This is a genomic window from Ruegeria sp. YKSF070 (assembly GCF_059612725.1).
The window spans coordinates 1-13,578 of sequence record NZ_JBXWRD010000049.1; the positions used below are offsets into that span (position 1 = coordinate 1).

The following is a 13,578-nucleotide window of genomic DNA, read 5'->3' on the forward strand; positions in this document are numbered from 1 at the left end:
AACAGCGGGTGGCTGATCACCCGCGCGGGGCGCATCTGGCCCAGGATCTCGATCTCGACCGCCACACCGTCGCCAATGCGGTCGGTGGGCAAGAAGCCCAACGCCACAGATTTTTCAGCGTGATGCGAATAGCCGCCCGAGGTGCAGAAGCCCACCACCGCGCCCTCCAGCCAGATCGGTTCATAGGCATTGACATCGGCGTCGTTGGCGTCGACTTCGAAGGCACAGAGCCGGCGGGCAGGGCCTGCGGCGCGCTCCGCCTCGGCGGCCGCGCGGCCGATGAAATCCGCCTCTTTCTTGAAGGCGATGAACCGGTCCAGCCCGGTTTCGGCGGCGGTATAGTCGGGAGAGAACTCCCGCAGCCACGAGCCAAAGAACTTGTCCAGCCGCAGGCTCATCATCGCGCGCATGCCAAAGGGGATCATGCCGTGATCCTGACCGGCCTGCCACAAGGTCCACCACAGTTGCCGCTGCGCCATTGGATCGCAATAGATCTCATAGCCCAGATCGCCGGTATAGCTGACCCGCTGCACGATACAGTCGGTCATGCCGACCACCATCCGCCGCACATCCATGAAGCGCAGGCTGTCGACATCGTCGCGGGTACAGGCGGTCAGCACCGCCCGTGCCTTTGGCCCGGCAATCTGGAATCCGTTACGTTTGTCGCTGATATTTTCGATGGTTACGCTGTCTTCCTGATGTTTCTGGAACCAGCGCATGTGAAAATCCTGCGACCCGTAAGAGGCGGTAAGCTGAAACTCGGTCTCGCTCAGGCAGGAAACGGTGAAATCGCCGATCAGCTTGCCCTTGGCGCTCAGCATCGGGGTCAGTGACAGCCGCCCCGGCGCCGGGATGCGGCCCGCCATGATCCGGTCGAGCCAGGCGCGCGCGCGCGGGCCCGTCACCATGTATTTGCCGAAGTTGTGGACCTCGTTGATGCCCACGCCTTGACGCACACCGCGCACCTCGCGGCCGGTGGCCGCAAACGCGTCCGAGCGGCGGAAGGAGGGGGTTTCATAGGTCGGCTCGTCGCCTTGGGCATAGTAATTGGCAACCTCCAGCCCGAATTGCTGGCCCCAGACCGCGCCCATGTCGGAAAAGATATCATACATCGGCGTGGTGCGGTTGGGGCGGGCGGCGGGCAGTTCCTCGTTCGGATATGACACGCTGAAGCGTTTCTGATAGTTCTCGATCACCTTGGGCCGGGTATAGCCGGGGCTGATCCAGCGTCCGAACCGGGCCACGTCCATCGCGGTGACATCGCGCTCGGTCTCGCCCTCGATCATCCATTGCGCCAGCATCAGGCCGACGCCGCCGCCCTGGCTGAACCCCGCCATCACGCCACAGGCCGACCAATAGTTGCGCATACCCGGCACCGGCCCGACCAGCGGGTTGCCATCGGGGGCAAAGGTGAAGGGGCCGTGAATGACCGACTTGACCCCGGCGCTGGCCAGAACGGGAAAGCGTTTATAAGCAAATTCAATGCTTTCCTCGATTTTGTCAAAGTCGTCAGGCAGCAGTTCGTGGCCGAAGGTCCAGGGCGTGCCATCCACCGCCCAGGGCTTGCAGGGCTGTTCATAGAAGCCGATGCACAGTCCGCGCCCTTCTTGCCGCAGATAGCTTTCTCCGGCGGGGTCCATGACATGCGGATGTTCACTGCCGCGTTCATAGATCTCGGGGATGTCGTCGGTGACAATGTATTGATGCTCCATCGGGTGCAGCGGGAAATAGACACCCGCCATCGCGCCCACCTCGCGCGCCCAGAGGCCGCCTGCGTTGACCACATGTTCGGCGTGGATGGTGCCCTTGTCGGTCACCACGTCCCAGGTGCCGTCCGGGCGCTGGTTGGTCTCGCGCACCATGCAGTGCGTTTCGATGGTTGCGCCGCCCATGCGCGCAGCCTTGGCATAGGCATGGGTGGTGCCGGACGGGTCCAGATGCCCATCGAGCGGGTCGTAGAGCGCACCGATGATTCCATCCAGATTGGTGATGGGTGCGATCTTGGCGATCTCTTCGGGGCCGACGATCTCGGTCTCGAGCCCCATGAAGCGGTGCTTGGCCCGTTCGGCCAGCAGCATGTCGAACCGGTCCCGATTGTCAGCCAGCGTGATGCCACCCACATGATGCAGCCCGCAGGACATGCCGGTGATCTCTTCCAACTCCTTGTAGAGCCGGATGGTATAGCCCTGAAGCGCGGCCATGTTGGTATCGCCGTTCAGCGTGTGAAAGCCGCCCGCCGCATGCCAGGTCGAGCCCGAGGTCAGCTCGGACCGCTCGATCAGCATCACGTCGGACCAGCCCAGCTTGGTCAGGTGATAAAGGACGGAACAGCCGACAACACCGCCGCCGATGACGGCCACTCGGGTGGTGGTTTTCATTTCAGTCTCCGCTAGTCTAGGGACAGGTCTGACCTATCAGTCAGGGCAGATATGGCGCAGGTTCTTGTCGCTCTGCGACGGGACGTGTCGCAAATGAAATGTGCAGCCGGTTCGAGAGGGCGATTTGCGAGATAAACTCCTGAATATTGCCCGGCGCATGCTGCGGCTGCTCTATGTGCGGATCATCCTGATCGCCGCGCTCAGCCTGTTGTCGGTACCGTTGGCGGCACTTTTGGGTGATCTGATCCCGCCGGGGCTGGCCGACCGCATCGGTGCGGCGGCGGTGGACCCGATCCTGGCGACACTGGCGACCAGCATGCTGGCGGTGACCACCTTTTCGCTGACGGTGATGACCGGCGCCCATCGCGCCGCCTGGTCGCAATGGGGGCCGCGCACCCATGTGATCCTCAAGGATGACACCGCCACCCATTCCATCCTTGCCGTCTTTGTCGGCGCCTATCTGTTCTCCATGTCCGGGATGGTCCTGCGGCGCACGCCGATCTTTGGCGAACAGGAAAGCGTGGCGCTGTTTGCCATGACGATGCTGGTCATTGCCCTGATCGTCGTCTCGATCATCCGCTGGATCGCGCATCTGGAGGATCTGGGCAGTTTCGGCGAGACCCTGGCGCAGGTTGAACGTCGCGCGGCGGTGTCGCTGCGCACCTTGGCGCGTACGCCTTGCTACGGGGCGCACGCGCTCACCGAGGAAACGGACCTGCCCGAGGGCGGGCAGGTCCTGCGGGCGCCGCAGCCCGGATATGTCCAGCAGATCTTTGTCGAAATGCTGCAGGAACTGGCCCAAAAAGCCGAGACCCAGGTCTATGTCACCGTCTCTGTCGGAGATTACGTGCAAGAGGGGCAGGAACTGGCCCGGTTCGCGTCCAGCGATCTGGACGCAGAGGTCACCGGGGACGCCTGCCGCGCCTTTGCGATCGAAGGCGCGCGCACATTCGTGCAGGACCCGCTCTTCGGCCTGTCGGTGTTGGGCGATATGGCTTGCCGTGCGCTGTCGCCGGGGATCAACGACCCATCGACGGCGATCACCGTGATCGACCGGCTGTCCTCACTGTTGCTGCTGGCAAATCGCGATGAAGTCGACGAAAGCCCGGCTTGCGACCGCGTCTGGTTGCGGCCGCTTCCGCCCGAGTCCCTGTTTGCCGAAACCTTTGACAGGATCGCCCGCGACGGCGCCACCAATATCGAGGTACAACTTGCGCTGCAGCGGGCGCTGGCGGCGATAGGCACGCGTAGCGACGGTGAACTGGAACAAGCCGCCCGCCGCTCTGCCGCGCGCAGCCTGGCGCGAGGGCTCGCGGGGTTGAGCGCGGTCGAGGATCGCGACCGGCTGGAACGGGCTAGTCGCGGCTCTTGAACCGGCTCTGCTGCACCAGCCAGACGGTGAGCAGGGGGACAATCACGGTGATTGCCGCCACCGTCATCAGCAGATAGCCAAGCTGCGAGTAATCCGCCGGAATCGTTATCGTCCCATCCTCGGCGCGGACCTCGCGGGTGACGGTATAGATCTGGTTGAGGTACTTGGTCCCAAGGCTCGACGCGGACAAGGCCAGGTTGGTGAACGAGGCCATGACCGCAAAGAACGTCGCCTTGAGGTTTGCGGGCGCATTGCGCGCGATCCAGGCCAGCATGGGTATCATTGCCACCTGACCAAGTGGCGATTCCACCGCCGTGTTGACGATTGCGATGAACCGCGCGTCGACAATCCCGCCGGTCATAGCGGCGGTCCAGTGGTGGACGCCATAATACAACCCAATACCGGGCAGCGACAGCACCCCCGCCGCCAGCGTCAGCAGGATCACGATATCGGCGATGGTGCGCGAAGCGATCATCGGCCGCAGCACCACCATCCCTACCAGGGTCAATACCGAGGTGATCAGGTACAAGAGCGACAGGAATTGCTGGTCAAAGCCCAGCACGTCGATATCGAACCAGGAAGAGGCTGCGCCATTCAGCGGCATGGCGCGGAACATGAAGACGATGATCGCGGTGCCGATCAGGGCGCGCGCATGCGCCTGATCCAGATTGCGCACCAGTTGCCGCATCAGAGTCAGCACGATGGCCATCGACCCGGCGAATACGATCTCTTGCGAAAACGGCAAGTCCATCAACCCGACGGTCAGTGTCATTGCGACAAAGATGGCGCCTCCGGAGAAATACCAGTGGTTCAACCGCACCTTCTCGCCCTCGGGGTCGAATATGGCCAGTGCACGCATCCGGTCCATTCCGCCCGCGATCATCCGCGCGATGGCCTGCCGTTTCTGCCAGCCGGCCAGCAGCACGCCCGAGATCGAGATACAGGGGATCAGAAGGGCAAGCGCATAGATATGCCCATAGCGGGCGGCTTTCTCGGCCGGGGCCAGCGTTTCGATCCCGTCGAACAGAACGATGTTCAGGGCGGCAACCGCGCTGGCGCCGCCGATCAGGGCGAAGCGTCCCAGTGTCTGCATGGTGGTGTGCTGGGCACGCTGCACCTCGGGCGAAAGCTCGGCCCCCTGCGCATCGTGGCGCGGCACCGCCTCGACCGACATGGCGTCGGCGACCGCGTCCTGCACCACATAACCACAGGGTGCCAGCAGCACCGCCAACACGTACCAGGCGGTGACCGACATGATGCCCGGCATCCATTCGGCGCGGGTGGCCAGCCCATACATGATGGCGAAACTGGCCGCGATCAGCGACGCGCCCAGATAGATCAGCCAGGCCTTCCAGCGCCAGATCAGGTCGACCAGATGGCCCAGCGGCATCTTCAGCGCCCAGGGCAGTCCGGCCCAGAAGGCAAGCCCGGCGATGAAGGCCGCCGAGACATCCAGATATTCCTTGACGAAAAACGTGCCGACAACGGCGGTCAGCCCCTGCGCCCCGGCCGCGAAATAGACCATCAGCGGCGGCAGGAACGACCAGCGCATCTGCCGGCCCAGATCGAGGACAACAGCGTCGAACCAGCCCCGGATCCGGCCCGCGCGGGTCATAGCGGGCGGATCTTGAGCCCGGTGATCCGGTTGCCCTCGCGGCCCGTCACCTCGAAGCGGAAGCCATGAAAGGCAAAGACCTGACCCACGGTCGGGATCATCTGTGCCTCGTGAATGACCAGTCCGGCGACCGTATTGGCCTCGTCATCGGGCAGCGACCAGTCCATTGCGCGGTTCACGTCGCGGATGGTCATGGCGCCCTCGACCAGGAACTGGCCATCGTCGCCACGGGTCACCGGCATCTCGGCATCGGGGTCGAATTCATCGGTGATCTCGCCGACGATCTCTTCGAGAATATCCTCGAGCGTGATCAGCCCGCGCAACGAGCCGTATTCGTCCACCACCAGCGCGAAATGGCTACGGATGCGCAAGAAGGCGCGCATCTGGTCGTCGAGCGTTGTGGTCTCGGGCACGAAATAGGGCGCGTTGGCGACCCGGGTGATGTCGAAATCCTTGAGCCGCGCGGTGTGACCCTCGCTGCCGCCAACCTGGGCATACATGGCGCGGAACAGGTCCTTGGCATGGACCACGCCGATGATGTTCTCGGGCTCGCCGCGATAGACGGGCAGGCGGGTATGGGGGCTTTGCAGGCAGTGTTCCAGAATGGTTTCTGGCTCGGCATCGGCGTCCAGCATCACGATATTCGAGCGATGCAGCATGATTTCCTCGACCGTGCGCTCGGCCAGGTCGAGCGCGCCCAGGATACGGTCGCGGTCCTCTTTCTCCACCACGCCCTCGGAATGGCCGAGATAGAGCGCGCCGGCGATTTCCTCGCGCACTGCCATGATGTGGCTGTCGGGGTCGATACGCACACCAAACAGCCGCAGAACCCCGCGCACCAAGAGCCGCACCATGGCCACCACCGGAGAAAACACCATCACCACCACGCCGATGATCGGCGCCACAGCCGCAGCGGCCTTTTCGGCATTGGTGATGGCATAGGTCTTGGGCAGCACCTCGGCAAAGATCAGCACCAGAAGTGTCATCACCAGCGTCGCCAGCGCCACGCCGCTTTCGCCAAACGCACGGGTGAACAGGGCGGTAGCCAGCGAGGCCGCAAGGATATTGACCAGGTTGTTGCCCAGCAGGACCGAACCGATCAGCCTCTCGTTGTCATCGGTGATCGCAAGCGCCTTTTCCGCGCCTTTCGATCCCTTGTCGGCCTGGGTGCGCAGCTTGCCGCGCGAGGCGGCGGTCAGCGCGGTTTCAGACCCCGAGAAGAAGCCGGAGAGAATGAGCAGGAACAGGATCGCGCCGGTCGTGATCCAGAAGGCGCTGTCGAGCGCGGGGGCTGAGGGGTCCATCGGTCCTGAAAACTTGTTTCACTGTCATCCGTTATGGGGTCGGCGGGGGGCGCGATCAAGGGCTCACTCGGTTTCGGGCTTGTCACCGCGGGCCAGCGGGTGGTGATCGAGCACCAGTTCGGCCAGCCGGGCGTCCAGAACATGGGTGTAAATCTCGGTGGTCGAGACATCGGCATGGCCCAGCAGGGTCTGGATGGTGCGCAGATCGGCGCCATTGGCCAACAGATGGGTGGCAAAGGCGTGTCGCAAGGTATGCGGGGTGACCGTGTCGGGCGAGACCCCGCCAGCAACCGCCAGTTCCTTGATCAGCAGATAGAACCGGTGACGGGTCAGATGGCCCGATTTCCCGCGTGAGGGGAACAGATGCGGCGAGCGGGCGCTGCCGCGCCGGGCACCGTCCTCTTCGGCGGCGTCGCGCACCGATAGCCAGGCCGCAAGCGCCGCGCGCGCGGGCGGGGACAATGGCACCAACCGCTCCTTGCCGCCCTTGCCGCGCACCAGCAGCATGCGCGGGTCACCGCGTGCCGCCGATGCCGGTAGCGAGACCAGCTCGCTGACCCGCATGCCGGTGGCATAGAGTAGCTCCATCAGGCAGGTATTGCGCAGCCGGTCGGCGCTGGTGCGGCCGGTCTGGCGGGCGGCCTCCAGCAGGCGGTCGACATCGACCACTTCCAGCGTCTTGGGTAGCGATTTCAACCGCCCGGGTCCTTTGATCTGAATGGCGGGATTATCGGCACGCCAGCCCTCGTCAAAGGCAAAGCGATAGAGCTGCTTGATCGCCGAGAGGCGTCGCGCCCGGGTCGCTCGCGCCAGTCCTTGTGCGTCGCAATCGACCAGATAGGCCTCGACCGTATCGCGGTCGGCGCCGCTCAGCGTGACGCCGCGCCGCTCAAGCCATTCGATGAAATCCTTCAGATCGCGGCCATAGGCCAGCAGCGTGTTGTTTGCTGCCCCCAGTTCGGCGGCCTGCGCGTCGAGAAAGGTCGAGATCCATTGATGCGGATGGGCAGGGGCAGCGGGCATCGGTCAACTCCGCGTCAGCAGCATCAATTGCAGCGCCGCGCGCCGCGCGGTGTCCTCCAGCCCGACCCGGCGGAACAGGGCCAGCGCGACGCCCAGATCGTCGTGATTGCCGGTGGCGCCGCTGCCGAACCGGTCCATCGCTTCGAGAATCGCTTCGCCCAGATGACCGTCACTCAACATCACCTCCATTTCGGGGGGCAGGGCGGTGGCACTGTCGAACCCGTCCGCGATGGCCCCGGCCTGGGGCGAGGGCGGGGCGACCGAACCGGGAACGCCACGGGCCAGCGCGGCAAGAAAGGCGCGGTCGCCACTGGTATCCGCGGGGTCATGCGCTGCCGTTTCATAACCCGGAGACAACAGCCGGATGCGCCAGGCGAGTGCGGCGGCCTCGGGCGCGTCCAGCGGGGGCAGCGCCTCGGCAAAGAGTTGGGCAAAAGGCACTTCGAGCCGTGCCTGCCGCATCGCTGCCCAGGCGATGGGCAGGGTCTTGGCCACCGCTTCGGCGCTGCCGCTTTGCAAGGCTGTTTCGAATTGCTGCACTGCCTCGACCCGGTCCCAGATGCCGCCCGAAGCGGCCGGGCTGCGCTGGGTATAGAGGCCCAGCAGCTGGTTGGGCGTCAGCGCGCCGATCCGGGTCAGCCGCTCGGCCGCCTCCAGCTGTGCCTTCCAGCCGGCAAGATCGCGCAGGTCGGCATTGGCAAAAGCGCGCGGCAGGCCGGACGTGTTCAGCGGTTCGCCGATCGCCTCGAACAGGCGAAAGGTCAGCGGATCGGGGCGCTCGGGGGCAGGGGGTGGCGGCAGGTCCTCGAATATCTCCGGGCTGAGGAACCGGTCGAGCAGCGCCAACGTCTCCTGGGGCAGCAGCTCCAGCGCATGGGCTGTCTCAAGCGTCAACGCCGCCGATGTCCAGTCGCCCCGACGCGCGGTGCAAAAGATCAGCGCCGCATAATCGGTCGCCAGATGCGGGCTGGCGGCCAGCGCGGCGCAACTGCTGTCCTCGTCCCCGGTCAGCAGGGTCGCGTCGAACCAGCGCCGAAACCGCTCTTGCGAGGCGGTGGGGCCGGCCAGTTGGATCAGCGCCTGCGCCGGGTCCACCGCGCCCAGCTGCATCAAACGGTCCACCCGCGCCAGCAGCATCGTTTCCGCGGCCTGCGGGCTGGCATAGGGGGGGCGGGTTTCCGACAAGAGAAGCGTATAGAGCAGGGTCTGCATCGCCGGGTTGTCGCGTACCGGCACCCGCATCAGTCGCTCGGCCAGCAACACCGGGTCGCTGCCCTGCCACAGGTCCAGCGGCAGGCCAGTCAGCTTGGTCGAGACCAGTCCCAGCGGCATTGGCAGCGCCTCGAGCGGGGTAACCTCGATCTGCGGCAGCAACCCGCTCTGTGTAACCGGTGGTTCCAGCAGCACGGTGCCCGGCAGGGTCTGGGGGGCGGGGTTGGCCAGCCAGTCGATTGCCGACAAGGGCGCCTGCTGGGTCAAACCCGAGACAGGCAGGCAAAACAGAAGCACGGCCATCCCGACAGGTCCAAGGATCGCCTTGTTCCTAGTCGGCATCCAACACCACCGGCAGGCGCTGTTCGGTCTGCGGAGCCGAGAAATCGACCCCGAAGAACGGACCCAGATAGGCATATCCGATCAGTCCGATTGCACAGAGACACACAATGTAGACCAGGAATTTGATCAGACGACCCATGATTTCACGCTGCCTCTTTCGTTCTTTTGCCCAAGTTATAACTGGCCTTTTTCACAAGATCACGTCATTCAGAGGACAATGAGCAAAATTGAGCATAACTCGGCCAAAACAATAGATGGTGGCGCCGCCGCGCTGCACAAGACCGTCGTCATGGTGGGCATGATGGGGGCGGGTAAAACCGCTGTGGGCCGTGCCCTGGCGCAGCGTCTGGGTGTGCCCTTTCTGGACAGCGACGCCGAGATCGAAAACGCGGCAAACATGTCGATCCCCGAGATTTTCGAGCGTGACGGCGAGGCGTTCTTTCGCGATCGCGAAAGCCAGGTCATCGGGCGGCTGCTGAAGGGGGCGCCCTGCGTGCTGTCCACCGGTGGCGGCGCCTTTCTGGCCGAGGCGAATCGCCGGATGATCTCCGAGCGTGGCGTGTCGGTCTGGCTCAAGGCCGATCTTTCGGTGCTCTGGAACCGGGTCCGGCACAAGGACACCCGCCCGCTGCTGCGCACTGCCGATCCGCGTGCGACCTTGCGCGCGCTTTATGAGGCGCGGGTGCCGCTTTACTCCGAGGCCGATCTCTGTGTGATTTCGGATGGTGAAACCTCGATCGAGCAGATGGTCGACCGGGTGATCGCGGCGCTGGCAACGCGCAAGGATGTATTGGAACTGAGCTGACATGATGAACACGGTGCATGTCGCGCTGGGGGCGCGCAGCTATGATGTGGAAATCGGGCCGGGGCTGCTGGCCGAGGCGGGCGCGCGCATTGCGCCCCTGCTGAAACGGCGCCGGGTCTGCGTGCTGACCGACGAGACGGTGGCAAGCCTGCATCTGGAGGCGCTGCGTGAAGGTCTGGCTGCCGCCGGGATCACGATGCAGGCGCTGGCGCTGCCGCCGGGCGAGGCCACCAAAAGCTGGCCGCATCTGGAACGCGCGGTCGATTGGCTGCTGTCCGAGAAGGTCGAGCGCAACGATATCGTTGTGGCCTTTGGCGGTGGCGTGATCGGCGATCTGGCGGGTTTTGCTGCCGCGATTCTGCGCCGGGGCGTGCGGTTTGTGCAGATCCCGACCTCGCTGTTGGCGCAGGTGGACAGTTCGGTTGGCGGCAAGACCGGTATCAACGCCACCCACGGCAAGAACCTGATCGGCGCCTTTCACCAGCCCTCGCTGGTGCTGGCCGATACTTCGGTGCTGGGCACGCTGACGGCGCGCGATTTTCTGGCCGGCTATGGCGAGGTGGTGAAATACGGGCTGCTGGGCGATGCCGCGTTCTTTGACTGGCTCGAAGGGCAGGGCCGGGCGCTGGCCGCGGGCGACATGGCCGCGCGGGTCGAGGCGGTGACCCGCTCGGTGCACATGAAGGCCGATATCGTCGCCCGCGACGAGACCGAACAGGGTGACCGGGCGCTTTTGAATCTGGGCCATACCTTCTGCCACGCGCTCGAGGCAGCGACCGGTTATTCCGACCGGTTGTTGCATGGCGAAGGGGTGGCGATCGGCTGTGCGCTGGCGTTCGAACTGTCGGCGCGGTTGGGGCTTTGCTCGCAAGAGGACCCAAGCCGGGTGCGCGCGCATCTCAAGGCAATGGGGATGAAGACCGATCTTGCCGATATCCCCGGCGATCTGCCGGGTGCAGCGGCGTTGGTCGACCTGATGGCACAGGACAAGAAGGTGGTGGATGGCCAGTTGCGCTTTATCCTGGCGCGCGGCATCGGACAGGCCTTCGTCACCTCGGACGTCCCGCGCTCGGCGGTGCTGTCCGTGCTTGAGGATGCTCTGGCAAGCTGCTGAAAAGGGGGCGATTATCGCCCCTGCATCACCATCAGCTCACCCACGTTCTCGCGCGTGACATAGCCCAGCATCCGCCCATCAGTTGTGGTGATGGCGACCGCGGGCGCCCCCTGATAGAGGGCATCCAGCACCGTCTCCAACCCGCTGGAAAGCGTAACCTGCGGGATGTCACGCTCCATCACGGTTTCCGCCGAGTCCGAGCGTGGATGATCCGAGGCAAGCGCCGCAAACAGCCGCGCCCGTGTCACAAATCCCAAGAGTTTCCCATCGCCATCCAGCACCGGAAACTCATGCTGAGTGGTGTGCAGCACCGCCTGCGCGGCGGTGGCCAGCGTGTCGGTGGGACCCAGCACCTCGAAGCGGGTGATCATCGCGTCGCGTGCCAGCAGGCGGCGGGTCACGGCGCGCATGGCGACATCCTGCGCCTCGGCATTGGCAGCAATAAAGACGAAGACCGCGATCAGCACCAGTACCGGATTGCCGCCGCTGAGACCGGCAAAGCCGAAAAGCAGCGCTACCAGCTGCCCGGCAGCGGCGGCGATGCGGGTGGCGCGCACCCGGTCCATCGTCAGGCTGAGCGCGGCACGCAGGACGCGCCCGCCATCCATCGGAAAAGCGGGGATGAGGTTGAACACCGCCAGGAACAGGTTGAGCATCGCCAGCCGGCCCAGGAAATCGGGTTCGGCGCTGTCGATGGCGGTCAGCGTCTCGAACCTGGTATCGACACCAACAAGGGTGAGCGCCGCCCAGATCGCCACATTCACCGCTGGACCGGCCAGCGCCACCATGATCTCTTGCCCCGGCTTCTCGGGCATCTTGTCCAGCCGGGCCAGCCCGCCGATGGGCAGCAACGTGATATCGGGGGTGCGGATGCCATAGCGGCGCGCGGTCAGGGCATGGCCATATTCATGCGCCACCACACAGGCAAACAGAGCCAGTACAAAACCGGTATTTTCTAACGCGCTGGGCCAGCCGCCCATCTGATAGGCCGAAATGCCGATCCAGGCGATGAGCAGAAAGAAGGTGACATGGACCTTCAGTTCCGAGCCAAAGAGACGGCCGAGAGTGAAGGACCATGTCATGATATGCCTCCGGGTCTAGAACGGGATCTCGTCGTCGTCGATGCCGCCCGATGCCGGGCCACGCCCGCCGCCCTGGTTGCCGCCGCCCGAGGGCGCGCCATAGGGATCGCCCGCCGGGCCACTGTCATAACCGCCGCCGTAACCGCCGCCCTGACCACCGCCATAGCCGCCGCCACTACCGCCTTCGCTGCGCCCGTCGAGCATCACCAGCGTCGAGCCGAAGCCCTGCAACACCACCTCGGTGGAATAGCGGTCCTGGCCGGACTGATCCTGCCATTTGCGCGTCTGCAACTGGCCCTCCAGATATACCTTGGACCCTTTGCGCAGATATTGTTCGGCAACGCGGACCAGACCTTCGTTGAAGATGGCGACCGAATGCCATTCGGTCCGTTCGCGCCGCTCGCCCGTATTGCGATCCTTCCAGGTTTCAGAAGTGGCGATGCGCAGGTTGCACACCTTGCCCCCGTTCTGAAATGTCCGCACCTCGGGGTCGCGGCCCAGATTTCCCACCAGAATGACTTTGTTGACCGAGCCAGCCATGGGTTCCCCGTCTCCTGTTCTTGTTACATCTTGTGTTGTGATCGGCCCGAATCTTGCCGACCCGTCCCGACAGACCCTACACGCGCGCGTGGGCAGAGGGAAACCGGTAGCTCGATTCGCCTGATCTGCGCCAGCGTGCAGGCAGGGTTTTCTTCACCGCCAAACCAGCTATAGTTGCCGGCAAGGGGTTACGGACAGGTTATTTCCAATGCGCAGACTCTTTTCCGGTTTCATGGTGGCCGCGGTTGCCCTGTCGGGCCTGCCTGCGAGTGCCGATATGTTTTCGACCAAGAACCGGCGCGACCTGTTCCAGAAACAGGCGCGACTACTGGATACCAGGGCTGCGAGCCAATACGAAAGCTCCTCGCGCCTGCAACCGCCGAGCGCCGAGCGCACTTCAACACGCAGGTACGCTGGCAAGTACAAGGGCGAATATCTGCAAATGGCCCGCGACGCGGCCCGGCGCCACAATATCCCCGAGGATCTGTTCCTGCGGCTGGTGCAGCAGGAAAGCGGCTGGAACCCGCATGCCAAATCGCACAAGGGCGCGCTGGGGCTGGCTCAGCTGATGCCGGGCACCGCGCGGGCACTGGGGGTCGATCCGGGCGATCCGTATGAGAACCTCGACGGTGGCGCCCGCTATCTGTCGCGGCAATACCGCAAGTTCAAATCCTGGCGCCTGGCGCTGGCGGCCTATAACGCCGGTCCCGAAGCGGTCGAGAAATACGGAGACGTACCGCCCTATGAAGAGACCAAGAACTACGTCAAGGTGATCTGGGGCAGCTGACCCC

The 13,578-nt window shown here is 64.4% G+C and carries 12 protein-coding genes; 4 read left to right on the forward strand and 8 right to left on the reverse strand.

Annotated features, from left to right (window positions below):
* The coding region (locus tag AC2FL1_RS19115) for a GcvT family protein (RefSeq protein WP_496877978.1) at positions 1–2,378 on the reverse strand (2,378 nt) is incomplete at its 3' end.
* Between the two features lie 157 nt (positions 2,379–2,535).
* On the opposite strand from AC2FL1_RS19115, the gene AC2FL1_RS19120 reads away from it, so the two are divergent.
* A complete protein-coding gene (locus AC2FL1_RS19120) occupies positions 2,536–3,750 on the forward strand; it encodes a DUF2254 domain-containing protein (protein WP_496877979.1) in 1,215 nt (404 codons plus the stop codon).
* Here the strand turns inward: AC2FL1_RS19120 and AC2FL1_RS19125 are convergent.
* The 5 genes from AC2FL1_RS19125 to AC2FL1_RS19145 all read right to left on the reverse strand — a co-directional run bounded on the left by AC2FL1_RS19125 (position 3,734) and on the right by AC2FL1_RS19145 (position 9,385).
* Positions 3,734–5,365, reverse strand: coding sequence for an MFS transporter (locus tag AC2FL1_RS19125; RefSeq protein ID WP_496877980.1), 1,632 nt, complete (start codon positions 5,363–5,365; stop codon positions 3,734–3,736). The genes AC2FL1_RS19120 and AC2FL1_RS19125 overlap by 17 nt on opposite strands.
* Positions 5,362–6,669, reverse strand: a complete 1,308-nt coding sequence (locus AC2FL1_RS19130) for an HlyC/CorC family transporter (RefSeq protein ID WP_496824160.1) — start codon at positions 6,667–6,669, stop codon at positions 5,362–5,364. Before AC2FL1_RS19130 ends, AC2FL1_RS19125 begins: the two co-directional genes overlap by 4 nt.
* Before the next feature lie 63 nt (positions 6,670–6,732).
* Positions 6,733–7,692: a tyrosine recombinase gene (locus AC2FL1_RS19135; protein ID WP_496877981.1), complete on the reverse strand. Its 960-nt coding sequence runs from the start codon at positions 7,690–7,692 to the stop codon at positions 6,733–6,735.
* Positions 7,693–7,695: 3 nt separating this feature from the next.
* A complete protein-coding gene (locus AC2FL1_RS19140) occupies positions 7,696–9,207 on the reverse strand; it encodes a hypothetical protein (RefSeq protein ID WP_496824156.1) in 1,512 nt (503 codons plus the stop codon).
* A 28-nt stretch (positions 9,208–9,235) separates the two neighbouring features.
* Entirely contained in the window at positions 9,236–9,385 is a 150-nt protein-coding gene (locus AC2FL1_RS19145; protein WP_496824154.1) for a hypothetical protein, read from the reverse strand.
* Positions 9,386–9,463: 78 nt separating this feature from the next.
* Between AC2FL1_RS19145 and AC2FL1_RS19150 the strand changes: the two genes are divergently transcribed.
* Both AC2FL1_RS19150 and aroB read left to right on the forward strand, forming a co-directional pair.
* The gene (locus AC2FL1_RS19150) at positions 9,464–10,051 is read left to right on the forward strand and encodes a shikimate kinase (RefSeq protein ID WP_234145034.1); all 588 of its coding nucleotides are present in this window, start codon (positions 9,464–9,466) and stop codon (positions 10,049–10,051) included.
* 1 nt (position 10,052) lies between these two features.
* On the forward strand, positions 10,053–11,165 hold the full coding sequence (aroB, locus tag AC2FL1_RS19155) for a 3-dehydroquinate synthase (protein WP_496877982.1): 1,113 nt from the start codon (positions 10,053–10,055) through the stop codon (positions 11,163–11,165).
* Positions 11,166–11,176: 11 nt separating this feature from the next.
* On the opposite strand, the gene AC2FL1_RS19160 is transcribed toward aroB, so the two are convergent.
* Together AC2FL1_RS19160 and ssb are read right to left on the reverse strand one after the other, a co-directional pair.
* Positions 11,177–12,247, reverse strand: coding sequence for a site-2 protease family protein (locus AC2FL1_RS19160; RefSeq protein WP_496877983.1), 1,071 nt, complete (start codon positions 12,245–12,247; stop codon positions 11,177–11,179).
* A gap of 15 nt (positions 12,248–12,262) precedes the next feature.
* Complete coding sequence (gene ssb / locus AC2FL1_RS19165; RefSeq protein WP_496824148.1) at positions 12,263–12,787, reverse strand: single-stranded DNA-binding protein; 525 nt, start codon at positions 12,785–12,787, stop codon at positions 12,263–12,265.
* A gap of 208 nt (positions 12,788–12,995) precedes the next feature.
* On the opposite strand from ssb, the gene AC2FL1_RS19170 reads away from it, so the two are divergent.
* Entirely contained in the window at positions 12,996–13,574 is a 579-nt protein-coding gene (locus tag AC2FL1_RS19170) for a lytic transglycosylase domain-containing protein (protein ID WP_496824146.1), read from the forward strand.
* Positions 13,575–13,578: the final 4 nt, after the last annotated feature.

Excerpts from the sequence above, each read along its gene's own strand:
- AC2FL1_RS19120 (WP_496877979.1), top strand. The coding sequence starts at position 2,536 with ATGCTGCGGCTGCTCTATGTGCGGATCATCCTGATCGCCGCGCTCAGC.
- AC2FL1_RS19125 (WP_496877980.1), bottom strand. The coding sequence starts at position 5,365 with ATGACCCGCGCGGGCCGGATCCGGGGCTGGTTCGACGCTGTTGTCCTC.
- AC2FL1_RS19130 (WP_496824160.1), bottom strand. The coding sequence starts at position 6,669 with ATGGACCCCTCAGCCCCCGCGCTCGACAGCGCCTTCTGGATCACGACC.
- AC2FL1_RS19135 (WP_496877981.1), bottom strand. The coding sequence starts at position 7,692 with ATGCCCGCTGCCCCTGCCCATCCGCATCAATGGATCTCGACCTTTCTC.
- AC2FL1_RS19140 (WP_496824156.1), bottom strand. The coding sequence starts at position 9,207 with ATGGCCGTGCTTCTGTTTTGCCTGCCTGTCTCGGGTTTGACCCAGCAG.
- AC2FL1_RS19145 (WP_496824154.1), bottom strand. The coding sequence starts at position 9,385 with ATGGGTCGTCTGATCAAATTCCTGGTCTACATTGTGTGTCTCTGTGCA.
- AC2FL1_RS19150 (WP_234145034.1), top strand. The coding sequence starts at position 9,464 with ATGAGCAAAATTGAGCATAACTCGGCCAAAACAATAGATGGTGGCGCC.
- aroB (WP_496877982.1), top strand. The coding sequence starts at position 10,053 with ATGATGAACACGGTGCATGTCGCGCTGGGGGCGCGCAGCTATGATGTG.
- AC2FL1_RS19160 (WP_496877983.1), bottom strand. The coding sequence starts at position 12,247 with ATGACATGGTCCTTCACTCTCGGCCGTCTCTTTGGCTCGGAACTGAAG.
- ssb (WP_496824148.1), bottom strand. The coding sequence starts at position 12,787 with ATGGCTGGCTCGGTCAACAAAGTCATTCTGGTGGGAAATCTGGGCCGC.
- AC2FL1_RS19170 (WP_496824146.1), top strand. The coding sequence starts at position 12,996 with ATGCGCAGACTCTTTTCCGGTTTCATGGTGGCCGCGGTTGCCCTGTCG.